This window comes from Halomonas sp. 141 (genome assembly GCF_002810305.1).
Taxonomy (GTDB): Bacteria; Pseudomonadota; Gammaproteobacteria; order Pseudomonadales; family Halomonadaceae; genus Vreelandella; species Vreelandella stevensii.
Genome location: NZ_PINZ01000003.1, coordinates 115,407 through 140,711, shown reverse-complemented (window position 1 = coordinate 140,711; position 25,305 = coordinate 115,407). Strand labels below are relative to the sequence as shown.

The window sequence follows — 25,305 nt, the reverse complement described above, 5'->3', positions numbered from 1 at the left end:
AGCGTATAGGCAGCCAAACGAAAAGGGAGGCCTGGTCAGGCCTCCTTGTTTCATGCATGTGCCAAGGGATCAGCGGCCCATCACACCAATTGGCAGGCGATACTGGGACCAGTTGTTCATGTCATTCTTGAAGTCGCGCTGGGATTCGAGAACGCGGGCAAACCATTCGTTTTCGGCGGCGTATTCATCTTCCCAAAGCTCTGTTTCGGCATAGATGGCATCGATGAACGATTGATCCAGCTCGATGATTTCATTCGGCCCATCGACCAGTTCCTGGTAGGCATCCAGGTCAGCAAAAGAGCTGGCCAACCATGTTTCGAACACGGACATCTTGCCCGCCAGCCGCAGCATCTGTTGCTGCTGCTCGCTCAAGCTTTCCCAGGTATTGCTGTTTACCTGGCACTCCAGGAAACCTCCCGACTGATGAACGCCAGGAATGACCACGTACTGGGCAACTTCCTGGAAACCCGTCGGCCGGTTCATCTCCGGGCTACCCCACTCGGCAGCATCGATCACGCCACGCTCCAGGGAGCTGTAGATATCGCTACCGGCCATGACCACCGTGGAAGCACCCAGCCTGGAGGCGATCTCGGCCCAGGCGCCAGAGGTTCTCAGGCGTAGGCCCTGGAAATCCTCAAGGGTACGCACAGGCTTGTTCGAGTGAAGGAAAATTTCGGTTCCCAGGATGGCGCAGGGGAAGGCCACGACATCGAAGACGTCTCTGCGGTACTCTTCGTAAAGCTCTACCCCGCCCCCTTCATACATCCACAGCATGAACTCTTCCGGCGTCAGGCCACTGGAGTGTCCGGCCAACAGCGCCGTCGTGGGGTCAGTGCCGTAGTCATAGTTGATGTAGTTATGGCTAATTTGAGCCACGCCGGACTTGACCGTATTGGTGACGCGCAAGGCGCTTCCCAGAGTACCGCCAGGATACACTTCGATGGCGATCTCGCCGTTGGAAAGCTCACTGACGCGATCTGCAAACATCTGGGCGTCGCGTTCGAGCCAAGGGCCACCACTCCATGGGGTCGCCATGCGCCAGTTCATCTCGGCCGCTCCGGCCGTCATCACCAACCCTGCGTTAAGGCCTACGACCAAAGCCAATTTACTGATTTTATTCATGATGTTTCCTCTGCAATGGAGCGTTATAGGTTGTTCGCTGGCCATTTTCGTTGTTGTCTTTTTTTGACCTTACCATCTACGCAGGTGCAGCATTTGGCCGAAACTCTGAAAAACTGTGCCCATACTCAGCAAAGTGGCTATCCACCAACAAAAAGCCCCGCTGTCTGCCTGTATCGGCAGATCAGCGGGGCGGTATTCCCTTGAAACGATCTTGTCAGGTCGTTACCTGAAAGCGATGACCTTAGAAACGATGACCTTAGAAACGATGACCTTAGAAACGGTAGCGTAGGCCAACGCTGGCGGCATCGAAGTTATAGGCAGATTTGTCCAGGTAGCGCATGTAGTCGGCGCCCAGTGACAAGTTATGGGCAATATCTACTTCCGCGCCAGCGCCATAGGAGAAGCCGCTTTCACGGTCACGGTCGAAATCGACCTCAGTGACACCGGCCAAGCCGTAGAGGCGGACATCCGGCGAGACGGGCAGGATACCTTTGGCATAAGCGCCCACCAGGTAATCGAGCTCTACGTTGCCATCAGAGCCGCCTGTGCCCAAGTGGCCTTCCAGGGCGAAAAACTCGTTGAACTGAGCACCACCACGCAGGCGAAGGCCGACATCGTCGCGGGATGAGCCGCGGTCGGGGTCCAGGCTCCAGAACATGGCATCGCCACCCACGTATCCTTGTGGGTATTGGAAAGATTGTTGGGCCTGAGCTGATGCCGCAAAAGTACCGGCGCCTACCAGCAGTGCCGCAGAGGCAAGGGAAAGAACGGACGTTTTCATGGGGTTCACCTCAGTTAAAAAACAGCGTTTCCTTACGCTGAGCAAGTGTGGCTCAACCCCCGAGATAACGCAAATGCTGCCCCACGCTTTGCATATAATTTCCTTTTTTCGGCACTCGGTGGCGTGGGCTAGCGGCCTCTCGACAGGCTGAGCACCACGATGCCCCCCACCACCACCGCGCCGCCCAGCAGCTGGCTGGGGCTGAGCATTTGTCCCAGCACCAGGTAGCCGATCAGCAGCGAAGCCACCGGCTCGAAGTTCATCACGGGGGCGTTGCGCGCCATGTCCAGGCGGGGCACGAAGATGAACAGCACCGAAAACGCGCTGCCGTAAAGCAGTGCCAGCATGATGAGCCCTGCCCAGCCGCTACTGTTGTCGGGCAGGCTCATGCCGCCAGGCACTGCCCCCAGTAGCCCGCCAAGAATCATGGCCACGAATACGGTCTGCATGGTGAGCAGGCTACGCAGGGTACTGCCTACGCCTGCCAGGCGGTGCTCAGTGATCCATAGCGCACAGGCAAACGCAAAGGCGGCCAGCAGCCCAAAGCCAATGCCTGCCAACCACTCGGGGCCCATGGCATCGGCGTTGGCCAACCAGCTGGGAATATCCAGCACCACCAGCAGGCCAATCAGTATGGTGCCCATGATCAGGCAGCTGCGCAGCGAAGGCCTGGGGCCACCCAGCGCCCAGCTAAGCAGCGCCAGTTGAATGGGAAAGGTATTGACCAGCAGCAGGGCAATGACCACCGGCAGGCGAGCCACGGCAGAATACAGGCTGACGCTTTGCAGGGTGATCAACAGCCCCACCACCAGCTGCCAGCGCCAGGCACCGGGCGGCAGCCAGAAGCGCTTTTTCTGCAGCACGAACAGGCTCAGCAGGATGACGCAGGCCACCCCGGAACGCATCAATACCGCCAGCAGCAGCCCCGTACCGTTATCGAAGGCCAGCCGCGCCGACACGTGGTTGGCGGCGAACATGGTGGCCACACACATCATCAGCAGAATGGCGAGATGACGGGGCAAAAGCGCTGGGCTGGAAATCGACGACATAGGAACAAAACGGCTCACGTTAGGTTATATAAGGTACAGGATGACGACATTTTACATAGAAGGCTAACTAAATTCTTCGCTGATTTTCTCAGTCTCTGCATGTTAAACTAAAGTCTATCCCCCTTTCCTCCTGACTACTTTACAAAGGTTGTTATGAACGCACCGGTGCTGGTTATCAACTGTGGCTCTTCTTCCATTAAATACGCTTTGATTGATTCAGACCCTCAGGCACCGCGTCTAGCCGGTTTGGCAGAACGCCTGGGCAGCAGCGACGCTCGCCTGAAAGGCAAGAACAGCGCCGGTGAGAGCTTCACCCAGCCGCTGCCCGGCGCCGACCACGGCGAAGCGCTAAGCGCCATTCTGGAGCGCCTGGAAGGCCGCGTTCCCGGTGCCGTGGGCCACCGTATCGTGCATGGAGGAGAGCACTTCACCCAAGCGGCGCTGATCGACGACAGCGTGATTGCCGCCATCGAAACCACCGCAGCCCTGGCCCCGTTGCACAACCCTGCCAATCTGGCGGGTATTACCGCCACGCGCAAGGTGTTTCCCGAGCTGCCCCAGGTGGCCGTCTTCGACACTGCCTTCCATCAGACACTGCCGCCCCGCGCTTACCGCTACGCGCTGCCGGAAGCGCTGTACACCGAACATGGCATTCGCCGCTACGGCTTTCACGGCACCAGCCATGCGTTCGTCAGCCAGCGCGCCGGGGAACTGAGCAGCCGTGGCGCAGGCGGCTGGCTGACCACCCACTTGGGCAACGGCTGCTCCACCAGCGCCGTGTGGAACAACCAGAGCCTGGATACCAGCATGGGCCTTACCCCGCTGGAAGGCCTGGTAATGGGCACCCGCAGCGGTGACGTCGACCCCGGCCTGCATGCCCACCTGCATCGCCAACTGGGCTGGTCGGTGGAAGAGATCGATAACGTCCTGAACAAGCAAAGCGGCCTGCTGGGCCTTTCCGGCCTGACCAACGACATGCGTGAAGTGGAAGACCAGGCCGTGGCTGGCCACCCCGGTGCCAAGCTGGCGCTGGACGTGTTCTGCTACCGCATCGCCAAGTCGCTGGCGGCGCTGTCCTGTGCATTACCCAGGTTAGACGGCGTGATCTTCACTGGCGGTATTGGCGAAAACTCGCCTATCGTACGTCGTGAAGTGCTGGCGCTGCTGCCCCACTTCGGTTTCAGCATGGACGAAGCCGCCAACGAAGCGACCATTCGCGGCAAGGAAGGCAAATTGGACACCGCGAGCCATAACGGCCCTGAAGTGTGGGTGATCCCCACCGATGAAGAGGGCCGCATTGCCATGGAAACCCGCTACTGCGTGGAGACCCCTTGAATGAACAGCTCTTCCGAGCAACCCCAAGCCATTCTGCTTGTCCCCACCAGCATGGGGGCAGGCTTGACCTCGGCCTGTCTGGGCCTGATTCAAGCGCTGGATACCATTGGCCTGAAAGCCGGCTTTCTGAAGCCGTTCATGCAGAACGAGCTGAACGGCCCGGGCCTTGACCGCTCGACGGCGCTGGTCTCGCGGACGCTGAACCAGCGCCCGCCCTCGCCTATTTCCCAGGCACGCCTGGAACGGCTGCTGCGCGACGACCAGACCGACGAGCTGATGGAAAACGTCGTCGAGCTTTACGAGCAGGTCACCCAGCAGGCGTACCGCGACGGCAGCGCTCTGGACCTGGTGGTGGTGGAAGGCGTCGTGCCGACCCAGCACACTACCTACGCGACCCAGACCAACGCGCAGTTGGCGCATGCCCTGAACGCCCGCATCATCCTGGTGGGCACCGGCGACTTGAACGAGCCCCAGCACCTGGCGGAAGAGCTGGACATGCACGCCCGCAGCTTTGGCGGCGTCAGCTCCAGCCGCACCCTGGGCGGCATTCTGATGCGCATGAAAAACCTGCCCTATGGGCAAGAAGACGACCTTTCCGCCGCTCCCGGCACCATCAAGCCGCAGCTGGAAGAGCCGGTACTCAACGAGCTGCGCCGCTACTCCCCGGCGCTGGCCACCGACCGCTTCCACCTGATTGGCGTGGTGCCCTACAGCAAGACCCTGAGCGCTCCGCGCACGCTAGACGTAGCCCGGGCGCTGAATGCCAAGATGCTCAACGAAGGTGAAGCCGCCAGCCGCCGCGTCCTCTCTACCAGCCTGTGTGCCAGAAGTGCGGCCAATGCGCTGCATATCTTCACGCCGGGTAGTCTGGTGGTCGCCTCCGGGGACCGTGATGACGTGGTGCTGGCCTCGGCGCTGGCCACCATGAACGGCACCCAGCTGGCGGGCGTTTTACTCACCAACGGTTTCTTGCCCAACGAGGGCATGATTGAGATGTGCCGCCCGGCGCTGAAAACCGGCTTGCCGGTGCTGGCGGTAGAAACCGACAGCCTGACCACGGCGCAAAACCTGAGCCAGCTCAGCACTGAAATCCCCATGGATGACTTCGAGCGCGCCGAGCAGGTGGCCCGCTTCGTGGCGGCACACATGGACCTGGAGTGGCTGAAAGCCAAGCTGAGCCGTGGCTACCCCCGCCGCCTGTCGCCGTCGGCGTTCCGTCATCAGTTGGTGAAGCTGGCCCAACAGGCCAAAAAGCGCATCGTGCTGCCGGAAGGCGACGAGCCGCGCACCATCGAAGCCGCCATCATCTGCCAGCGCCGTGGTATTGCCGACTGCGTTCTGCTGGGCAAGCGGGAAGACATCGAAAGCGTGGCCCACCACCGTGGCCTGACGCTGCCCGACACGCTGACCATCATCGACCCGGAAAGCACCCGCGCCAACTATATCGGCCCCATGGTCGAGCGCCGCCGTGGCAAACTCAACGAGCTGACCGCCGAAGCACAGCTTCAGGACACCGTGGTGCTGGGCACCATGATGCTGCAGCTGGACGAAGTGGATGGCCTGGTGTCGGGCGCGGTACACACCACCGCCAACACCGTTCGCCCGGCGTTTCAGCTGATCAAGACGGCCCCGGAGTACAACCAGGTCTCGTCGATCTTCTTCATGCTGCTGCCCGAGCAAGTGGTGGTATACGGCGACTGCGCGGTGAACCCGGACCCGGACGCCGAAACCCTGGCGGAAATCGCCCTGCAAAGTGCGCGCTCTGCCGAGGCCTTTGGTATCGAGCCCCGGGTGGCGATGATCAGCTACTCCACCGGCGACTCCGGCACCGGCGCCGACGTGGATAAAGTCCGCGAAGCGACCCGCATCGCCAAGGAGCGCGCACCGCACCTGGCCATCGACGGCCCGCTGCAGTACGACGCCGCCGCCATCGAAAGCGTGGGCAAGCAGAAAGCCCCCGACTCCCCCGTGGCGGGCAAGGCCACCGTGTTCGTGTTCCCCGACCTCAATACCGGCAACACGACCTACAAGGCCGTTCAGCGTAGCGCCCGAGTGGTCAGCGTGGGCCCCATGCTGCAAGGTTTGAACAAGCCGGTGAACGACCTGTCCCGCGGGGCACTGGTGGATGACATCGTCTACACCATCGCCCTCACCGCAATCCAGGCCAGCCAGCGGGAAAGCTAGGCACTCGCCGAGCCCTGTATACGTATCCGCTGAAAGCCACGCTAAAAAAACGCCCCGAACAGTTCACTGTTCGGGGCGTTTCAGGTTTTGCGTCAGGTTTAATCGTTGTTAGGCATTACACCCACATGGGCACCATGGCTTCCAGCACCATCACCAAACTCATCGCGGTGATCGTCAGAATGGAGACCCCAAACACTTTCTTGGCCCAGCGAACATCGTCATCTAACCGATAGCCGCGCAGTGCCAGGTAGAGCCAGTAGCCGCCCATGACCAGCGCCACACACAGATACCCCATCCCCGCCTGGCTGGCCAGGACCAGCGCCAGCGAGGCGGGAATAAACGCCACGATATAGCCCAGGATGTGATGCTTGGCCATTTTGATCCCGTGTACCACCGGCAGTACCGGGATTGATGCCCGCTGATAATCCGCATAGCGGAAAATCGCAATGGCATAGGAGTGCGGCATCTGCCACAGGCAGAAAATCACCAGTAGCATCAGCGCACCGCTATCGAACTGCCCCGTGACGGCACAGTAGCCCACCACCGGGGGCATGGCCCCGGAAAGGCTGCCCACCAGCGTGCCGTACTCGGAGTGGCGCTTCATGTAGAGGCTGTAGACCCCGACATACACGCCCCAGCCAATCACCGCCAGCGCCACCGTCAAGCCATTGGTGCCCAATGCCAGGCACACGACCCCCGCCACGCCCAGCAGCGCCGAAATACCCAGTGCCTGAGTAATCGAGATACGCCCCTTGGCCAGCGGGCGATGGCGCGTACGCGCCATCAGTGCATCGATATCCCGGTCGATGACGTTGTTGCAGGCACAGCCCGAGGCAATCACCAGCGCAATGCCCAGCATCACCGAGGCAAACGTGACGATATCGAAGGTGCCGTGGGCGGCCAGAAAATAGCCCCCCAGCGTGGCGATCAAGTTACCGCCAATGATGCCCGGCTTGGTGAGCGCCAGCAGGTCTCGCCAGCGGCTCGGTGCCACGTTCAGCCGATCATCATGTTGAGATGTAGATGCTGCATGATCCATAAAGAGCCCCCTACCACCAGGACGAGTATCGTCAGTGTGAAAACGAAGGACATCAGATTCCACCCCTCGTCGGCTTTGGTATTCATATGCATGAACATGACCAGCTGGACCAGAATCTGCAGCACGGCTGTTACAGCGATGACCACCACCGTCGCGGCGGTGCTTAGCGCACCGCTCATGACAACCGCAAACGGAATCACGGTTAGCACTAAAGATAGCAGAAGCCCGACAACATACGACTTAACGCTTCCATGGGAAGTCGTTGAATGCGCTGCTGAATGTGATGACGATTGACTCATGTCAAAGCACCCCCATCAGGTAGACGAACGAGAACACACAGATCCACACGATATCCAGGAAGTGCCAGAACAGGCTGAGGCACAGGATACGCGGGCGCGTCATGGGCGTCAGGCCCTTGGTGGAAAGCTGCACCAGCATCACCAGAATCCATACCAGCCCCACAGTGACGTGCAGGCCGTGGGTGCCCACCAGGGTAAAGAACGACGACAGAAACGCGCTCTGGTCTGGCCCATACCCTTGATGAATCAGGTGATGAAACTCATACACTTCCATGCCGACGAAGGCAGCCCCCAGAGCAAAGGTGACCGCCAGCCACGCCTTGACCTGGCCCACCCGCTCGGCATTCATGGCCAGCACGCCCATGCCAAAGGTGAAACTGCTGAACAGCAGCAGAAAGGTTTCGACCAGCACGAACGGCAGCTCAAAAATATCGGCAGCCGTAGGCCCCGCCGCCGTGCCCTTCATCATCATGTTGCCGCCAAAATCATTGGTGAAGAAGTGCATGCCGAAGTCGCGATCCAGCGTCAGCAGGGCAATGGTCGCGGTCAGAATGGGAAACGAGGCAATGATCAGGATATTGGCGCACAGCGATGTCCAGGTGAAGATCGGCATGCGGAACAGCGTCATGCCTTTGGTGCGCATTTTCAGGATCGTGACGAAGAAGTTGATGCCGGTGAGCGTCGTGCCTATCCCGGATATCTGCAAGGCCCATATCCAGTAATCGACCCCCAACCCCAGGGGCGGCCAAATGTGTTAGGCAACGCTGATACTGAGGGAGCTGGCGGGATGGTTTTCCAGCCGACCAGGGGCGCGCTCGTCGTCGGTGATCACCACGTCGAAATCGGCCAGCGAGGCAAAATAGGCGGGCCGTACGATGCCGAACTTGCTGGCATCGACCACTAGCAACCGCTGCATGGCGGTAGCAATCGCCGCTTGTTTGGGAGCCACTTCGTGGAAGTGAAAACAGCTCACTCCGCGCTCCCAGTCTACTCCTGCCGCTGAAATCAGCGCCTTGTTGATGCCCAGCCGTTCGATGGCACCCCGCATGCCATCGCTGCCGAAAGACTGCGACGAGGCGTGAAACAGCCCCCCCAGCAGCACCAGCCGCACGTTGGGCAGCGCGGCAACCGTGTTGGCCACGTTCAGCGCGTAGGTCACCACGGTCAGCTCGCGGAAGTGGCTCAGTTGGCCCAGCAAGGGAATCAGCGTAGAGCCACAGTCGATAAACAGCGTGTCGCCTTCATCGATGAAACTGGCGGCACGCTGGCACAGGCGATGTTTGACATGATAGTGGCTGGCCTGCTGCTCGGTAAGGTCGTAGACCGGCGTCACGCCGGGGTAGCTGGTCATCACCAGCCGCCCCCCCAGCAGGCTCAAGGGAGATGGCTGCGTGGCGAGGTCTCGGCGAATGGTCATCTCCGACACTCCGCACAGCTCGGCAGCATCGCGCAGGTGCAAGGTTCCCCCGCTTGCCAGGGCTTCTTGCAACATGGCCAGGCGCTGGGCACTCCGGTCATTCACAGGCATCTCCTTGTGATTCATCTTGTTATCGGGTTTCAGCGCTCAGGTAACGCTTATGCTGAGCCAGCGCCCCGCGAATTTCCACTCCCCTACCACTCTGTTTACCGCCATGAGGCGCATGGAACACTCGGGTAGCGTTGATGTGACAATACTTGCAAATCAACGTTAAAAAAATAACACTCGATGTTATAATTTTAACATCAACGCCAGCCCGCACGACCCACAACGTCGGTATGCCACCTCTCGTGGCACCGTAATAACCCTTGTTGAGGCTTTCATGACCGCTTTATCCCCCTCTTACGTTTCTTCGCTCGTCACGCTTGGCGCTGGCGTTTTCATGGCTGGTGCGCTGGCCGCTGCTCCGGCCGTTGCCAATGATGCAGCAAGTGGCCCAATGACCCCGCACTGGTCATTTGCCAATGTTTCCCTGAACTACCTGGACTGGTCCAACGGTACCGAAGCGCGCACGGCGAGCAATGCCGCCAAGAGCGACTTCACGTTCGTTGAAATCGAAGGCGGCGTCGGCTTTAGCTGGGGCGAGTTCTACGGCTTCTTCGATTTCGAGAACCCGACCAACGACCAGTTCGACGAAGCCAGTGGCGGTAAGGACAACTTCCGCACCGCAGGCAAAGTGACCTCGCACATTTACCTGGGCGACAGCCCGCTGTCGCTTTACGCCCACGTTTATGACTTCCGCGACTACGGTTTCAATGCCCGCGAGCAGGATCAGATTCTCGGCCTGGGCTACCGCACGACGTTCGCCAACGGCCTATGGTTCAAGCCCTTCATCGGTGCTGCCAGGGTGCAAAGTGATGGTTACACGGGCATGAATGGCTACATGGCAGGCTGGGTCGCGGGCTACGACTTCACCGCGCTGGACCAGAATTTCAGCGTGACCAACTGGCACGAGCAGACCTTCGGTCGCGACAGCGACTACCTTTCCCAGAACTTCGTCAACGGTACCGCAGGGAGCGTGGGGACCAACGGTGCATTGAGCCTTTGGTGGCACCCGTCTGACTTGATCACCACCGGCGTGCAGTATCGCTACTCAGAGAACAAGCTGGGTACACCCGACGCCTATCAGAACGCGATGATTTACTCAGTCAAGCTAAACTTGCTGTAATCGCTCCCACTTCTCACGCTCCGAAGGTACTCCCATGACCCTCATCATGAGCCTGGTTGGCATGGTCACTCTGGTGGCCATTGCGCTTGTTTTCTCCTATGACCGCAAGGCGATTCGCCTGCGTACCGTGCTGGGTGCCTTCGCGATCCAGGCGGGTATCGGTGCGTTCGTGCTCTACGTACCGTTTGGCCAGGCCGTTCTGCAGGCCATTTCGGCAGGCGTCAGCCAGGTGCTGGTCTACGCCAACGACGGCATCGGCTTTTTGTTTGGCGGGCTGGCTGACGTGGACAACGTCGGTTTCGTCTTCGCCATCAAAGTCCTGCCGGTCATCATCTTTTTCTCCTCGCTGATTGCCGTGCTCTATTATGTCGGCATCATGCAGTGGGTCATCCGGATTCTGGGTGGCGCGTTGCAGAAGGCACTGGGCACCTCGCGCACCGAGTCGCTTTCGGCCACGGCCAACATCTTCGTGGGCCAGACCGAGGCACCGCTGGTGGTGCGCCCGTTCATTGCCCGCATGACCCCTTCGCAGCTGTTTGCGGTGATGTGTGGTGGCCTGGCTTCCGTGGCGGGTTCGGTGCTGGCGGGCTATGCCGCGCTGGGCATTCCCATGGAGTATCTGGTGGCGGCCTCGTTCATGGCGGCGCCTGGCGGCCTGCTGTTCGCCAAGCTGATCATGCCGGAAACCCAGAACGTGGAAGATAGCGACAGCGTTTCCAGGGTCGATGAAGAGCTGAAAGAGCAGGACGACAAGCCCGCTAACGTGCTGGATGCCGCCGCCGCCGGTGCTACGTCGGGCATGAAGCTGGCGGCCAACGTGGGTGCGATGCTGCTGGCCTTCATCGCCCTGATTGCGCTGGTCAACGGTATTCTGGGCGGCGTGGGCGGCTGGTTCGGTTTCGAGGCATTGAGCCTGGAGCTGATTCTGGGTTGGCTGTTCGCTCCGCTGGCCTTCCTGCTGGGCGTGCCCTGGGAAGAAGCCACCCTGGCGGGCTCGTTCATCGGCCAGAAGCTGGTGGTCAACGAGTTCGTGGCCTTTATCAACTTGGCTCCCTACATTGAAGGGGAACAGGTGGTGGCTGCCACGGGTCAATTGATGACGCCCCACACCATGGCCATCCTGTCATTTGCCTTGTGTGGTTTTGCCAACCTGTCGTCGATTGCCATTCTGCTCGGTGGCCTGGGCAGCATTGCCCCGACCCGCCGCAAGGAGATTGCCCGGTTTGGTGTGAAAGCCGTGCTGGCAGGCACGCTCTCCAACCTGATGTCTGCCTCGATTGCCGGTTTCTTCCTGGCGTTGAGCAGCCTCACCGCCTGACGCAGCGAGTACGCGATAACGCAACGGGCGCTGCTTTAGTACGCAGTGCCCGTTTTGTCTTTTACCGATTGATGAGAACTTCATGACTGCCACCGCTTCCCCCCAGCTTATCCAAGCCGCCCGTCACGCCCTGACGTTAATGGACCTCACCAGCCTGAACGACAGCGACACCGACAGCGTGATCGAAGCGCTGTGCCAGCAGGTCAAGACCCCCTACGGCCACCCGGCAGCGGTGTGCGTTTACCCCTCGTTCATCGTCACGGCAGCCCGTGCGCTGAGCGCCCACAAGCTGGATGACCAGGTCAAGATCGCCACGGTCACCAACTTTCCCCATGGGGGCGATGACATCATGGGCGCGGCCCGTGAAACCCGCGAAGCCGTGGCATCGGGTGCCCATGAAGTCGACGTGGTGTTCCCCTACCGCGCCTTGATGGCAGGCGATGAAGAGACTGGCCGCGAGCTGGTGGAAATGTGCAAGGCCGCCTGTGGTGGCCAGGCATTGCTGAAAGTCATCATCGAATCCGGCGAACTCAAGGACCCTGCGCTGATCCAACGTGCCAGTGAGCTGGCCATCGAAGGCGGCGCGGATTTCATCAAGACCTCGACCGGAAAAGTGCCGGTCAATGCCACGCTGGAAGCCGCCGAGATCATGCTCAAGGCCATCAAGGCCAGCGGCAAAGACGTTGGCTTCAAAGCCGCCGGCGGCGTACGCAGCGCAGAAGAAGCCGCTGAGTACCTGGCGCTGGCAGCCGACATCATGGGGCCGCAGTGGGTCACCCCGGCACACTTCCGGTTTGGTGCCTCCAGCCTGCTGGGCAATTTGTTGAACACACTCGACGGTGGCGCTGACGCGGCGCTGCTCTCCACCACCAACGGAGGCTACTAAATGTCGTCCAACGCTTCTCACCACGCGCTGCTCCCTCAAGAACTGATTCGCCTGAAGCGCGACGGCCAGCCGCTGCCCGCTGAAGAGATCAAAGCCTTCGTACAGGGCATCGCCGACGACCGCATCAGCGATGCGCAGATCGGCGCTTTCACCATGTCGGTCTTTTTGAATGGCATGAGCCGCGAAGAAGTCGTGGCGCTGACCACCGCCACGCGCGATTCTGGCCACGTGATGCAGTGGGATTCGCTCAACCTGCCCGGCCCCATCGTGGACAAGCACTCCACCGGCGGCGTGGGTGACCTGGTATCGCTGGTGCTGGGCCCATGGGTCGCGGCCTGCGGCGCCTTCGTGCCGATGATTTCCGGCCGTGGCCTGGGCCACACCGGCGGTACCCTGGACAAGCTGGAATCCATCCCCGGCTACGACCCCTACCCCGCCCCCGAGCGCTTCAGTGAGGTGGTGAAATCCACCGGCGTGGCGATCATCGGTCAAACCGGCAACCTCGCCCCGGCCGACAAGCGCATCTACGGCGTGCGTGATGTCACCGCCACCGTGGAATCCATCCCGCTGATCACGGCCTCGATTCTGGGCAAAAAGCTGGCCTCTGGCCTGGACGCCCTGGTAATGGACGTCAAAGTGGGCAGCGGCGCCTTCATGCCCACCCCGGAAAAGTCCCGCGAACTGGCCAAAAGCATCGCCAACGTGGCCACCCAGGCAGGCACACCCACCACCGCGCTGCTCACCGATATGAGCCAACCGCTGGCCCCGTGTGCCGGTAACGCGGTGGAGATCGTCGAAACCCTGGCGCTGCTGCGCGGCGAGCGAGCCAACAGCCGCGTGATGCAGGTCACCCGCGAACTCGCCGTCGAGATGCTGATGGCGGGCAAACTGGTGGCTAACCGCGAAGAAGCCCTTACCAAGCTGGACAAAGCGCTCACCTCCGGCGCGGCGGCGGAAGTCTTCGCCCGCATGGTGCGCGAACTGGGCGGCCCCGCCGACTTTATGGAGCGTTCGGACAGCTACCTGGCCACCGCCCCTGTGGTTCAAGCGGTCTACCCCGAGCAGAGCGGTATCGTGCAGCGTTTCGATACCCGCGCCGTGGGCATGAGCGTGGTAGAGCTGGGCGGCGGCCGCCTGCGTAACGACGCCAGCGTCGATCACAGCGCGGGCTTCAGCGACATCGTCGAAATCGGCGACCGTGTCGACAGCCAGCGCCCGCTGGCCATCGTCCACGCCCGCACGGAAGACGCCGCGGCCCGTGCCGCTGCTCAGCTTCGTGCGGCGGTCACCATTGGCGATGCCGACGCCACCGCCGACACCCTGTTGCAAGAGACCTTCCGAGGAGAAGCCTGATGCGCCGCGCCATCGTCCTGGTACTCGACTCTTTCGGGATCGGTAGCGCCCCCGATGCCGCCACCTTTGGCGACCAGGGGTCAGATACTCTGGGCCACATCGCCGCCGCCTGTGCCCGTGGCGAAGCCGACACCGCCGAGCGCTCCGGCCCATTGTCGCTGCCCAACATGGCCGCGCTAGGCCTGTTCCACGCCCACCGCGACGCCACTGGCAGCGTGGCGGAAGGCGTCAGTTTGCCCGACCAACTGACGGGCGCTTACGCCCACGCCAAAGAGATCTCCAGCGGCAAGGACACCCCTTCCGGCCACTGGGAAATTGCCGGTGTGCCGGTGCGTTTCGACTGGGGCTACTTCCTCGATAAAACCGACAGTTTCCCACTCGAACTGCTGGACGCCATCATTCGGGAAGCCGAGCTGACCGGCGTGATCGGTAACTGCCACGCCTCAGGCACCGAGATTATTGCCCGCCTGGGCGAAGAGCATATCGCCACCGGCAAACCGATTGTGTATACCTCTGCGGACTCCGTGTTCCAGATTGCCGCCCACGAAGAGCACTTTGGCCTAGAGCGCCTCTACGCGCTGTGTGAAACCGTGCGTGAACTGCTGGAGCCCTACAACATTGGCCGCGTCATCGCCCGCCCGTTTATTGGCGACGACCGCGAAAGCTTTTCCCGCACCGGCAATCGCCGCGACTACAGCGTTGAGCCGCCCAGCCCCACCGTGCTGCAAAAGCTTGCCGACGCCGGTGGTGAAGTGGTGTCGATTGGCAAGATCGCCGACATCTACGCCCACTGCGGCATTACCCACAAGGTCAAAGCCAGCGGCCACGACGCGCTAATGGAAGCCACCCTGGCCGAAGTAGCACGCACCGCTAAAGAGACCAGCGACCGCCCGACCATGATCATGACCAACTTCGTGGATTTCGATTCGGTCTATGGCCACCGTCGGGATGTGCCGGGCTACGCTGCGGCCCTTGAGCACTTCGACGCCCGCCTGCCGGAGCTGCTCGCCGCCCTCAACGACGACGACCTGCTGCTACTCACCGCCGACCACGGCTGCGACCCCAGCTGGGAAGGCACCGAGCACACCCGCGAATACGTGCCGATCATGGTACGCGGCGCAGGTTTCGCCCCCGGCCCGCTGGGCGAGCGCGGCACCTTCGCCGACATTGGCCAAACCCTTGCGGCGTTCTTCGCCGTAGACGCCATGGCCGACGGCGAGAGCTTTTTACCTGACGCGGCGTAAAGGCTAACAACCTAATTAGCACGCTGATGTGCACGGCCTGAATGACAGTGACTGGGTTATTCAGGCCAATCATTTTAGAAAGGAGTGTTCCATGGCTACCCCACATATCAATGCCGAGAAAGGCGATTTCGCTGATACCGTACTGATGCCTGGCGACCCGCTGCGCGCCAAGTACATCGCCGACACTTACCTGGAGAACGTGCGCCAGGTCAACGACGTGCGCAGCATGTTCGGCTACACCGGCACCTACAAAGGCCGCGAGATTTCCGTCATGGGCCACGGCATGGGCATCCCCTCCGTGTCGATCTATGCCAAAGAGCTGATTACCGATTACGGCGTGAAGTCGATCATCCGCGTGGGCTCCTGCGGCGCGGTACGTGACGATGTCAACGTGCGCGACGTAGTGATTGGGCTGGGTGCCAGCACCGACTCCAAAGTGAACCGCATGCGCTTCAATGACCATGACCTGGCCGCCATTGCCGACTTCGAGCTGGCCAGCCACGCCGTAGCAGCCGCCAAAGCGCAGAACGTCGCCGTGAAAGTCGGCAACATCTTCTCGGCGGACCTGTTCTACAACCCGCAGACCGACATGGCCGAGCTGATGAAGCGCTACGGCATCGTCGGCGTCGAGATGGAAGCCGCAGGCCTGTACGGCGTGGCCGCCGAATTCGGCGCCCGTGCACTGACCATCTGCACCGTCTCCGACCACATTCTGAAAGGTGACTCGCTCTCCAGTGCCGACCGCCAAACCACCTTCAACGACATGATGGTGATTGCCCTCGACACCGTTCTGCGCGATGACGCCGCCAAGGCGTAATGCCCGGCGTCTTGAGCCCATAGACATCCTGAACACAGAGAGAGAATAGCGCCATGAGCCACGCGGATCAGGCATTGGTCGACACGCTGCTGACCACCCTGGGCAACGCCTACGCGCCCTACTCCAACCACCCCGTGGCGGCGGTGATGGAGTGCCCCGACGGCCAGCAGTTTGCCGGTAGCAACGTGGAAGTCGCCCACTACAAAGGGCTGTGTGCCGAAGCCTCGGCCATTTCTGCCATGGTTACCGCTGGCCAGCGCGAGCTGGCCAGGGTCTACGTGATGGGCCCCGGCGAGCACCTCTGCACGCCCTGCGGCGACTGCCGCCAGCGCATCCGCGAATTCGCCACCCCCAGCACGCAAATCATGGTGCTCTCCAAACAGGGCGAGGTGTTGAAAACCTACACCATGGACAGCCTGCTGCCCGACGCTTTTGGGCCGGAGCAGCTGCCGGGGCGTTAAGCCGTTTCCCGCAGCACCAGCGCCACCGGCAGCGACACGTGCCGGGGCGCTTTTCCTGCCAACGCATCGCCCAGCAGCTCCACGCTCATCGTCGCAATGGCGGCAATGTCCTGGCGTACGGTGGTCAACCCCGTGGCCAGGGTGGGCAGGTCGTCAAAGCCGGTGACGGCTACCTCGCAGGGCACACGAATACCGCTGTCTTCCAGGGCGGCCACGCAGCCCAGCGCCAGCTCGTCGGTGGCACAGACCAGCGCATCGAAGGGCAAGGGGGCGTCTGGGCGCTCCTTGAGCAAGCGGCTGAGCTGGCGATAGCTGGTCAGGGAGTCCGAGGTCAGCCGATGCGGCAGGCTAATCCACTGCTCGCTGAGCCCTGCCTCCGTGACGGCACGCTGATACCCGGAAAGGCGGCTGAGAGGTCGCGGCACGTCCAGCTCTCCCCCCACAAACGCGATTCGCGTTCGCCCCTGTTCGATCAGGTGCTGCGTCATCTGGTAAATGCCCGAGACATCGTCCGGGGCCACCGAAAAGCCGTCTCCTGCGTTGCCAATCCGTACGAAGGGAACGCCCGCTGCCTGCAGAAGGCCTGGCCTGGCATCTTCTGCCGTTTCGCCCAGCAAGATCGCGGCTCCTGCCCGCTCGGGCAGCTCATGGGTCTGATCGTGGTGAAAAAACACCGGTACCATGCCTTGCTGGTGCAGGGCCACGGTCAGGTGCTGGTAGAGCAGAATGTAGTAGGGCCGCAGCTCGATATCCTGTCGCCCAAGGGAGATCCCCACCACCGCCGCCTTACCGCTGATCAGTTGGCGAGCGGCGGCGCTGGGTTGATAGGCCAGCTCACGGCTGATGGTCAGAATTCGCTCGCGCAGCGCGTCGCTCAGCCCGGGCTTGCCGTTCAAGGCTCGGCTGACCGACGCGATGGATACCTCGGCACGCCGGGCAATTTCGCGGATGGTCGCCGCCGGTGCGCTCGATGTGTGCTGTTTCATGCCTGGCCTCAGCCGCCGTTGGGGGGCTTGATTGTACAAAAAGCGGGGCGGAAAATCGCCGCCCTCAGCGCAAGCAACCCCGTGCCAGCCAAGCCCTTGCGTTACCAGCCGCGTCTTCCCAGACGCGAGAGTTCACCCTCCAGCTGCTGCACGGCCAGCACCTCGTCATCCTCATACAGTACCGGGCACGTGGGGTTACGGCCAAACTCGATGGCGTGGGCTTTCTGCTGGGCTTCGGCGGTCAGATGAAATCTGCTGATCAACTGGCAATTGCCAGGCTGCGGTCCTCCAGGCTGGAAACGAAACAGGCGTCCAGCACGGTTTGAATGGCCGCGCCTCGGGCAAAGTCGGGCTGGTCGTTCTCCCCAGTGCGAATGCTCTCGATAAAGCGCTGGTAGATGCTGGGCGTGGGTGGCGCCTTGACGGTGCTCCAGCGAGCGGGATGCACGTCATCGTTCAGGCACACCTGAACTTCATCCTTGGAGGCGTCTAGATCCACGCGGATCGCACCCTTGTCGCCGTGAACGCTCAGCGTCAGTGAGTTGTGGTGCCCGGTTGCCCAGCGGGTTGCCTGAATCGTGCCCATGGCGCCGTTGGCAAAGCGCACGCGCATCAGCGCCGTGTCGTTGGCATCCAGCAGGTAGTCGCCGATGCGGTTGTCCGGGGCTTTGTCGAAGCAGGTGAGTTCGCAGTTGACGCGAGTGATATCGCCCACCGGGAAGCTGGCAAAATCGACGATATGCACGCCCACATCTCCCAGCACGCCTTTGCTGCCGTGGGCTTCCGAGAGCCGCCAGAGCCACTGGCTATCCTCATCCCAGCGCCCCCAGGCGTTGCTCACCAGCCAGCTCTGGCGATAGCTGGCATCCACGTGGCGAACGGTGCCGATGGCGCCGCCGGTAATCAGCGCTCGGGCATGCTGAATGGCGGGGGCGTCACGGTAGCTCAGGTTGACCATGTTGATGACCTTGGCGGCCTGGGCGGCAGCGACCATCTCGTGGGCATCCTCCGCATTGGTGGCCAGGGGCTTTTCACACAGGATGTGTTTACCCGCCGCAATGGCTGCCAGCGACGTGGCCTTATGCACGCCATCCGGAGTGACATTGCTCACCGCGTGGATATCGTCGCGGGCCAGCATGTCGTCCAGCGACTGGTAAACATCGGCAATGCCATGGCGCTCGGCGAAGGCCTGCGCCTTGGGGAAATCACGGTCGCATACGGCAACCACTTCGACACCTTCGAGTCGGCCATAGTGCTTGGCGTGCTCCCCCGCCATGCTGCCCGCGCCAATCATCGCGATACGGATCATTTGAAGCCCTCCTCACCAGGTTTGTGCAAGCTTTCGCCCTTGATCTCGACCGGGTTGGGCGCCTGGTCGGCGGGGACGTTGGGGCAGCTGTCGATCCACCGGGAGCCTTCCGGCTGCGCCCAGACCACGGCGTTCTTGAGCACCCGCTTTACCTGCTCGTCGTAGTAGATCGGGTAGGTTTCGTGGCCGGGACGGAAGTAGAAAATCTTGCCGTTACCGCGCTTGTAGGTCAGGCCGGAGCGGAACACTTCGCCGCCTTCGAAGACACTGATGAAAATCACCTCGTCCGGGTTGGGCACCGCAAAGGGTTCGCCGTACATTTCGGTATGGGGCAGCTCGATGTAATCTCCGAGCCCTTGCACGATGGGGTGGCCAGGATTCACTACCCAGAGCCGCTCACGCTCACCGGCTTCCCGCCATTTCAGTGAGCAGGTAGTGCCCATCAAGCGTTTGAAGATTTTCGAGTAGTGGCCGGAGTGCAGCACGATCAAGCCCATTCCCTGCAGCACGCGCGTTTGCACGCGGTCGACGGTCTCTTCCAGCACGTCGCCGTGGGCGGCGTGGCCCCACCACAGCAGCACGTCGGTATTCTCCAGCGTCTCTTCGTCAAGCCCCTGCGCCGGGTCTTGCAGCGTGACCGCCGTGGCCGTTAGCGCTTCCGCTTCATTCAACCCATCGGCGATGCACTGGTGCATGCCGGTGGGGTAAATACGCGCCACTACGTCGTTGGTTTGTTCGTGGACGTTTTCGCCCCATACGGTGACTCGGAGTGTCATGTCGTTCTCCTCAGCGTTGAGAGGTGCTTGCTCACGAGCGTGAGCGCTGAGGAGAAAAGTAAACGTTTACTCAATAAGAGTAAACGTTTACTTATTGGATTTTAGTCGAACACCACCGACGCGCTGGCGTCAGGTTCTATTGCTTTTCAGACCGGGGCTTCGTCGGGGCGGTTCTCGGCGACGCGCTCGACATCCACAATGCCCGAGCGGCTGACCACGACTTTCCAGCGCGCCAGGTAAGGGGCATCTTCGCTGCCCGTTTCGCGCACCACCAGGTTGAACAGGTGGCGGCGCTCGACACTTTCCCGCACCGCCTGCCCCTCTTTCAGGCGATAGATATGGTGCTTATCCTTGCTCATCAGGCGGGTCAGCATGGAGAGGTCTATGCTCAGGGTTTCGCGGGTATGCTCATAGCCGCTCAAGAAGCGTGTGGGGGACATGCGCGAGCTGGAGCGATAGTGCATGACCACCTCTTCGCGCTGGGCCACCGTGCGCCGCCGCATCTGCTGTATGTCCTGGTCGAGGGCGGTATAGCGCTTGTAGTCGAACCATTCGAGCTGCCGACCGACCAGCGCATTGTGGGTAGGGTCGATGTATTGTCGCCGCCACTTGGGTCGGCCTCTTCTCAGCCATCGCCATAGGGTATTGCGCAGGTCGTCCTTGAACACTTCGCGCATGGCGTAGAGCAGCGCCATGGCCAGCACGAACAGTGCGGTGATGTCGCCAATCACGTCGCGCAGGTGCAGTACCCCCAACGACACGAAGGCCATGACCACCGCGGTGGCCAGGGCCTTGACGGCTTTCTGTTCGCCGCTACCCAGCTCCAGCGAGCGCTGCTTGAGCGTGATCGGGTACTCGATCAGCCGTCGCAGCAGGCGCATCTTGTTGGACATGCGAGTGGGGTCATCGCGTACGCGCTCGGCGTTGTACTCCTGCTGCTCGCGGTACTCGCCTTCACGGTGGCAGATAGTCACCAGGCGTCGTTTGACCTCGCTGAATTTCCCGCCCTTGGGCATGTGGGCCACCAGCGCCAACAGCTGCTGCTCGGTGAACCAGGAAAGATAGTTGTCGATATTGGCAAAGTATTTATAGAGCCGTTCATCGGTGGGCGGGTTACGCCGCAAGCGCTTGAGTATGCCGTCGCTCAGGTCGCTCATCTCGACCAGCTGGTCATAAAGCTCGTTCGCCTTGTCGTGGGTGCTGCTCTTCTCCTCACCCTGCAGGCGACGCAGTTTACGGGCCGTGGAGAGCATGCCCTGGGTGGTGCGCTCCAGCGCCACCACGTACTGGTAGGCATAGAGACTGAGGCTCAAGCGGTAGGAGTCGCTGCCCAGCTGGTTACGGCTGGCCAGGCGGCTATGCACCAGCGGCAGATGGTACTCGTCGCTGTAGTAAGTGCGCGAGACGTTGATGGCAGCGTGATAAAATACTTCTTCGGAGATGATGTGCGTACTCAGCCCCAGCTCCTGGGGCACGAACAAGTACACATCCAGCGTATGTGAGGTCTCTTCCTTCAGCCGTCGAGACAAGCGCAGTTGGAAGCTATTTTTACGTTCAACGTTGATCACCCTCACTTATCTCCTGCTTTCATGCCAGACTCGATGATATACCATGATGAGCTCGCGAGTACGGCTGGCAGAGCGTCGTCTGCCAGCGCACCTTGATACCAAAGAGCCATACCATCAAGGCTGCGCCATCAGGACTGTACCATGAAGACTGTGCCGTGAAGACCGCGCCATGCAGCGCATGGCATGGATCAGCGCTTTACTTCTTCGCCTTGGAGCCCAGGGATGCCCATCGCCCGTTTTTCACCCTTTGAGCTGCTGCTGCTAAAAAGCCGAAGCCAAGTGGATACGGCCACGCTACTGCTGCTTGGCTGGGTGCTCGTGCATCGTCAGCACGTTTCCGAGGGGCAACGCCGACGTCGGCTGGCCCAGGTCAGCGCGCAGTTTCGCCATGGGCACGAGCTGGGGCCGATCATGAGCATTGCCCATAGCCAGGACCTTCACGCCATTCAATTGGCCGCCGAAGTCGTGCGCAAGGAGTGCTCCAGGGAGCGCAGTCTCAGCGTGATGCACCAGGCCATCACGGTGGCTACCGACGATGGCGAGCTGTCACTGGCCAACCACTATATTCTGCGCTTTCTGGCCGACCTGCTGAACGTGGTGCCCGCGACCCTGAACACCCTGTTTCAGGAACTGACCGGCAAGCCGCTGCGAGCCCCGGAAGACCCTAGCCGCGATGCCTATTGGCAGGTGCACGACCCGGCGTATTACGCCCACAAGGCCGAGCAGGAAGCCCAGGCCGCCGAGCGAGCACAGGCCGCCCAGGCACAGGCCGAACAGCAGCAGCGTGCCAAAGCCGACAAGCAGCATGCGCGCGCCCAGCGCCAACAGCAAAAACAGCAGCGTAAGGAGGAAGCGCGCCAGGCCAGGCAGCGTGCCGAGCAAGCCCAGGAGCACGCACGTGCAGAGCAGCAGCGCCAGGAGCAGGCTCGCGCCGAACAGGCGCGTCGTGAGCACGCCCGCCGACAGCAGGAGCAGGCCCGGGCAGAACAGGCACGCCGCGAGCGTTACCAGCGCGCGACCAATCCTCCCCCGCCACCCGACCGTACCACCCGGGCACTGGCCGTGCTGGGGCTGACGCCCGGCGCCAGCAAGACAGAGGTGCGCAAGGCCTATCGACGCATGGCGCAGCTGCATCACCCCGACCGCTTCTATTCGGAAAGTGAACATCAGGTGGCGCTGGCCTCGGCACGTTTTCAGCGCATCAAAAACGCGTATGATTATCTGATGCAAACTTACTAAGCGTCACGGGGCAGCGACGTATGCTACCCGCCATGCTGAAACCACGACCTTCCACTGTGTCCATTGTGACGAGACTAACGCCGGATTATGCGCGACCTTTATCAACGCCTGAGTCTGCCCCCCAATGCCAATGAGCAGCAGATCGACACCGCCGTGGCGCGCTGCCCCAACAGCGCCCTGCGCCAGGACGCCACCTCGGTGCTGACGGTACCCCCGCACCGTGAAACCTACGATGCGCTGCACGGTACCTTGAGCGACATCGGCCGCCTGCGCGCGCGCCTTGGATTGACCCACGGAGCACACTGGCAAGGTGACGTGGCCAATGACTTCTCGCTGCCCCCTGACCACGCCATTTCACGCCATGACGAACTGGTCGACCGAGTCAGCCACGCCGTCTCGCTATATAACCGCTGGCGAGGGCTGCGCGGCCCCTGGCTACTGGTCACGCTGTTTGCGCTGGGCACAGGCTTGGGGCTGGCCATTGGCATTGCCCTAAGTCTGGGGCTTGGGCTGGGATTGAGATAGCGGCGGCGCAGTCGTTGAGCCTTCAGGGCGCTGCCGCTCGTCACGGCGGATTTCGGCCTCGGTGGGCCTGGGCGCAGGCCTGGGTGGTTCAGGGGCATGCTGGGGCGAATCGACGTCGCCCTGCTGGCGATGCTGCAGCGTCATGTCGGTGCCATGGGGCTCGTCGCCACGGGCCTCGGAGCGTGCCTCCATACGCACGCTGAGCCGCGGTACACCCAAGTCGATTTCCTGGGCTTCCATGCGCTGCTTCAGCAGCAGATTGAAGGCCCGTGACACGTCCCACTGCATTTCGGGGGCGGTACGAAAGCGCATCCGTAATATCGGGCAGCCATCTTCGAAGGCCTGTACCCCCTGCATCTCCAGCGGCGACCAGATGTAGTGACGCATCATCGGGTCCTTGCGCAATTCCTGAGCCGTTTCCTGCATCAGCGTGATGGCGTCATCGATTTTCATGTCATAAGGAATGCGAATCCGCATCAAGGCAATACCGAACTGGCGCGACATGTTGTGGATCGATTCGATACGACTGAAGGTGATGATGTGCAGCACGCCGTCCAGGTCACGCAGCCTGACCGTCCGCAACGTCAGCCCTTCGACGGTGCCCATGTGCGTATTGATGGTGACGAAGTCATCCACCGCCAGGGAGTCCTCGATGAGGATGAAGATGCCGGTGATCAAATCCTGCACCAGGGTTTGCGCGCCAAACCCCACCGCCAGGCCGATCACACCGGCACCGGCCAGCAGCGGCGTGACGTTGACCCCAAGGTTGGCCAAGCCAGCAATCACCGCAATGATCAGGATGGTGACAAAAATCACGTTACGGATCATCGGCGTGATGGTTTGCGCGCGGGCCTGGTTGACGCGCCGCCCCCGTGAACGCGCGGAGGAAGTCAGCGCCCGCTGAATGGCGGTATCGGCAAAAATCCACACCAGCCATGCCAACAGCACGGTGGCCCCCAGGCTGACCAGCGCCTGGCCAATACGCGCACTGGCCACGGCCTGCTGGCCAAGCCCAAACAGCGAGCCTCCCCATACCTGCATGGAAAGCTCGGCAAAAATCATCCAGGCGCTCAGGTGCGCCAGTACGAAGCCAAACCGCTCGAGTCGCTTGCGATATTGGCTAAAGCGACGGCGATGGCGTCGCTTGCCCAAGCGCTCTTCCTGGCGACGCAGCAGCCCGGTAATCACCAGGGTCAGCACCAGCAGACTGGCGGAAATGATCGAGCGTGCCAGCGCCGTGCCCACATCCCCGACGGTAATGAAAATGGCCAGCAGCGAGCCGCCCACCATCAGCAGGGCAGGAATGTGCCATAGTCCACCCAGCGCACGGATCATTTCCACGGCCGTACTGGCATCGCGGCGCTGCTTGTAAGGCCGGTTACAGATGAGATGACGAATGGGGCGCTGGAATTTGAAGATGAAACGCGCCGACAGCAGCGCCGCCAGCATGTTGGCCAGCACGGACACCAGCCCCGACAGATCGGTCCCCAGCAGCTCCATCAGGCGGGTAGAGTTGACGGCGTCGCCCAAGGCAATCAGCGCGCCGATGACGAACAGCCCCCGCAACGCCTTGTGCTGTAATACTTGCACGGCGGTAAAACGATGCCCGCGACTGAAGAACGCTATCACCGTTTCGAACACCACCGACAGCGCTCGACCACACAGGCAGATATAGGCCACCACCAGCACCAGGGCGCGGCCGGGGCTGTAAGGCAGCAGCTGGCCGACTCCTAGTGTAATGACGAAAGCCAGCGCCCAGGGCAGCATGCGCCGCAAGAAGTGGACCGCCAACAGCCAGGCCTTGGGGTCCCGGGGCAGGTCCAGCGGCCAATGATGCCGCTTGGCCACGACGCGACCAAAGGCAATCATCGCCACCAGCAGGCCACTCCAGATAACGGCCAGCAGGGTACCTTCTGCCACGGCTCGGACAGCATCCCGCTGCTCGGCCCCGGCATTCAGAGCACGCAGATCCTCGACGCCCTGGACCAGTTGCCGTGACCACTCGTCGATGGGCGAATCCCCGGCCTGGGCCTGTTCACCGATGTCGGAAAGCGTATCAGCCAGGGCGCCCAGCAGCCCTTGGCGCACCACGCCGTCGTCTTCCACGGCCTCGGTACTCAGCTGCAGCTCACGCAGCGAGTCCAGCAGCGCACGGCGCTGATCCTCGCTTTCGAGCATGCCAATGACGTCGCTCAAGGAGCGCTGGAAATTTTCGCTGGTGACGTCCGGCTGCTCTTGGCTGCCACTACTGCCCCCCAACGTGGGAAGCGAGACGCTCTGGGCGTGTGCGGTGACGCTGATCATCAGGCTGAGTAGCGCCCCTAGAACGATGCTAATTATCCACTGCTGTCGCACGCATGACTCCCGTG

General features: G+C 61.6%; 24 protein-coding genes. 11 read left to right on the top strand and 13 right to left on the bottom strand.

Going from position 1 to position 25,305, the window contains the following annotated elements; genetic code table 11:
• Positions 1-69 precede the first annotated feature (69 nt).
• The 3 genes from dctP to CWI66_RS02895 all read right to left on the bottom strand — a co-directional run bounded on the left by dctP (position 70) and on the right by CWI66_RS02895 (position 2,952).
• On the bottom strand, positions 70-1,122 hold the full coding sequence (dctP, locus tag CWI66_RS02905; RefSeq protein WP_016914663.1) for a TRAP transporter substrate-binding protein DctP: 1,053 nt from the start codon (positions 1,120-1,122) through the stop codon (positions 70-72).
• A 271-nt stretch (positions 1,123-1,393) separates the two neighbouring features.
• A complete protein-coding gene (locus CWI66_RS02900) occupies positions 1,394-1,903 on the bottom strand; it encodes a porin family protein (protein ID WP_026001797.1) in 510 nt (169 codons plus the stop codon).
• Between the two features lie 128 nt (positions 1,904-2,031).
• The gene (locus CWI66_RS02895; protein WP_081195508.1) at positions 2,032-2,952 is read right to left on the bottom strand and encodes an EamA family transporter; all 921 of its coding nucleotides are present in this window, start codon (positions 2,950-2,952) and stop codon (positions 2,032-2,034) included.
• A 153-nt stretch (positions 2,953-3,105) separates the two neighbouring features.
• On the opposite strand from CWI66_RS02895, the gene CWI66_RS02890 reads away from it, so the two are divergent.
• Positions 3,106-4,287, top strand: coding sequence for an acetate/propionate family kinase (locus CWI66_RS02890; RefSeq protein ID WP_100730887.1), 1,182 nt, complete (start codon positions 3,106-3,108; stop codon positions 4,285-4,287).
• Positions 4,288-6,471, top strand: coding sequence for a phosphate acetyltransferase (gene pta, locus CWI66_RS02885; protein ID WP_100730886.1), 2,184 nt, complete (start codon positions 4,288-4,290; stop codon positions 6,469-6,471). It abuts the gene before it with no gap.
• A gap of 115 nt (positions 6,472-6,586) precedes the next feature.
• Here the strand turns inward: pta and cyoE are convergent, their stop codons facing one another.
• From cyoE to CWI66_RS02865, 4 genes are read right to left on the bottom strand one after another with little or no spacing between them, the layout of a single operon-like run.
• A complete protein-coding gene (cyoE, locus tag CWI66_RS02880; protein WP_100730885.1) occupies positions 6,587-7,510 on the bottom strand; it encodes a heme o synthase in 924 nt (307 codons plus the stop codon).
• A complete protein-coding gene (gene cyoD / locus CWI66_RS02875; protein ID WP_026001799.1) occupies positions 7,468-7,809 on the bottom strand; it encodes a cytochrome o ubiquinol oxidase subunit IV in 342 nt (113 codons plus the stop codon). The genes cyoE and cyoD overlap by 43 nt, the downstream gene beginning before the upstream one ends.
• 1 nt (position 7,810) lies before the next feature.
• A complete protein-coding gene (gene cyoC, locus CWI66_RS02870) occupies positions 7,811-8,515 on the bottom strand; it encodes a cytochrome o ubiquinol oxidase subunit III (protein WP_232710713.1) in 705 nt (234 codons plus the stop codon).
• A gap of 48 nt (positions 8,516-8,563) precedes the next feature.
• Positions 8,564-9,331 carry a DeoR/GlpR family DNA-binding transcription regulator gene (locus CWI66_RS02865; protein ID WP_100730884.1) on the bottom strand — a complete coding sequence of 256 codons (768 nt, stop codon included), beginning with the start codon at positions 9,329-9,331 and terminating at the stop codon, positions 8,564-8,566.
• Positions 9,332-9,608: 277 nt separating this feature from the next.
• Here CWI66_RS02865 and CWI66_RS02860 point away from each other — a divergent pair, with 277 nt between their 5' ends.
• From CWI66_RS02860 to cdd, 7 genes are all read left to right on the top strand, one after another.
• A complete protein-coding gene (locus CWI66_RS02860; RefSeq protein ID WP_026001801.1) occupies positions 9,609-10,454 on the top strand; it encodes an outer membrane protein OmpK in 846 nt (281 codons plus the stop codon).
• Positions 10,455-10,488: 34 nt separating this feature from the next.
• Positions 10,489-11,772 (top strand): NupC/NupG family nucleoside CNT transporter, encoded by a 1,284-nt coding sequence (locus CWI66_RS02855; RefSeq protein ID WP_100730883.1) that lies wholly within the window; start codon positions 10,489-10,491, stop codon positions 11,770-11,772.
• 82 nt (positions 11,773-11,854) lie between these two features.
• Complete coding sequence (gene deoC, locus CWI66_RS02850; protein WP_100730882.1) at positions 11,855-12,658, top strand: deoxyribose-phosphate aldolase; 804 nt, start codon at positions 11,855-11,857, stop codon at positions 12,656-12,658.
• A complete protein-coding gene (deoA, locus tag CWI66_RS02845) occupies positions 12,659-14,011 on the top strand; it encodes a thymidine phosphorylase (protein ID WP_100730881.1) in 1,353 nt (450 codons plus the stop codon).
• Positions 14,011-15,255 (top strand): phosphopentomutase, encoded by a 1,245-nt coding sequence (locus CWI66_RS02840; RefSeq protein WP_100730880.1) that lies wholly within the window; start codon positions 14,011-14,013, stop codon positions 15,253-15,255. Before deoA ends, CWI66_RS02840 begins: the two co-directional genes overlap by 1 nt.
• 91 nt (positions 15,256-15,346) lie before the next feature.
• The gene (deoD, locus tag CWI66_RS02835; RefSeq protein ID WP_100730879.1) at positions 15,347-16,072 is read left to right on the top strand and encodes a purine-nucleoside phosphorylase; all 726 of its coding nucleotides are present in this window, start codon (positions 15,347-15,349) and stop codon (positions 16,070-16,072) included.
• A 53-nt stretch (positions 16,073-16,125) separates the two neighbouring features.
• On the top strand, positions 16,126-16,533 hold the full coding sequence (cdd, locus tag CWI66_RS02830) for a cytidine deaminase (RefSeq protein ID WP_100730878.1): 408 nt from the start codon (positions 16,126-16,128) through the stop codon (positions 16,531-16,533).
• Here cdd and CWI66_RS02825 read toward each other — a convergent pair.
• From CWI66_RS02825 to CWI66_RS02810, 5 genes are all read right to left on the bottom strand, one after another.
• A complete protein-coding gene (locus CWI66_RS02825; protein WP_081195488.1) occupies positions 16,530-17,519 on the bottom strand; it encodes a LacI family DNA-binding transcriptional regulator in 990 nt (329 codons plus the stop codon). The two genes, cdd and CWI66_RS02825, sit on opposite strands and share 4 nt — an antisense overlap.
• A gap of 101 nt (positions 17,520-17,620) precedes the next feature.
• The gene (locus CWI66_RS18160; RefSeq protein ID WP_176212905.1) at positions 17,621-17,782 is read right to left on the bottom strand and encodes a hypothetical protein; all 162 of its coding nucleotides are present in this window, start codon (positions 17,780-17,782) and stop codon (positions 17,621-17,623) included.
• A complete protein-coding gene (locus CWI66_RS02820) occupies positions 17,779-18,828 on the bottom strand; it encodes a Gfo/Idh/MocA family protein (protein ID WP_016914683.1) in 1,050 nt (349 codons plus the stop codon). The genes CWI66_RS18160 and CWI66_RS02820 overlap by 4 nt, the downstream gene beginning before the upstream one ends.
• On the bottom strand, positions 18,825-19,604 hold the full coding sequence (locus tag CWI66_RS02815) for a ThuA domain-containing protein (RefSeq protein ID WP_100730877.1): 780 nt from the start codon (positions 19,602-19,604) through the stop codon (positions 18,825-18,827). Before CWI66_RS02815 ends, CWI66_RS02820 begins: the two co-directional genes overlap by 4 nt.
• 146 nt (positions 19,605-19,750) lie before the next feature.
• Entirely contained in the window at positions 19,751-21,172 is a 1,422-nt protein-coding gene (locus CWI66_RS02810) for a hypothetical protein (RefSeq protein ID WP_016914685.1), read from the bottom strand.
• 222 nt (positions 21,173-21,394) lie between these two features.
• Here CWI66_RS02810 and CWI66_RS02805 point away from each other — a divergent pair, with 222 nt between their 5' ends.
• Together CWI66_RS02805 and CWI66_RS02800 are read left to right on the top strand one after the other, a co-directional pair.
• The gene (locus tag CWI66_RS02805) at positions 21,395-22,411 is read left to right on the top strand and encodes a J domain-containing protein (RefSeq protein ID WP_100730876.1); all 1,017 of its coding nucleotides are present in this window, start codon (positions 21,395-21,397) and stop codon (positions 22,409-22,411) included.
• Positions 22,412-22,498: 87 nt separating this feature from the next.
• Positions 22,499-22,936: a hypothetical protein gene (locus CWI66_RS02800; protein ID WP_016914687.1), complete on the top strand. Its 438-nt coding sequence runs from the start codon at positions 22,499-22,501 to the stop codon at positions 22,934-22,936.
• On the opposite strand, the gene CWI66_RS02795 is transcribed toward CWI66_RS02800, so the two are convergent.
• Positions 22,904-25,291, bottom strand: coding sequence for a mechanosensitive ion channel family protein (locus CWI66_RS02795; protein ID WP_100730875.1), 2,388 nt, complete (start codon positions 25,289-25,291; stop codon positions 22,904-22,906). The two genes, CWI66_RS02800 and CWI66_RS02795, sit on opposite strands and share 33 nt — an antisense overlap.
• Positions 25,292-25,305 lie beyond the last annotated feature (14 nt).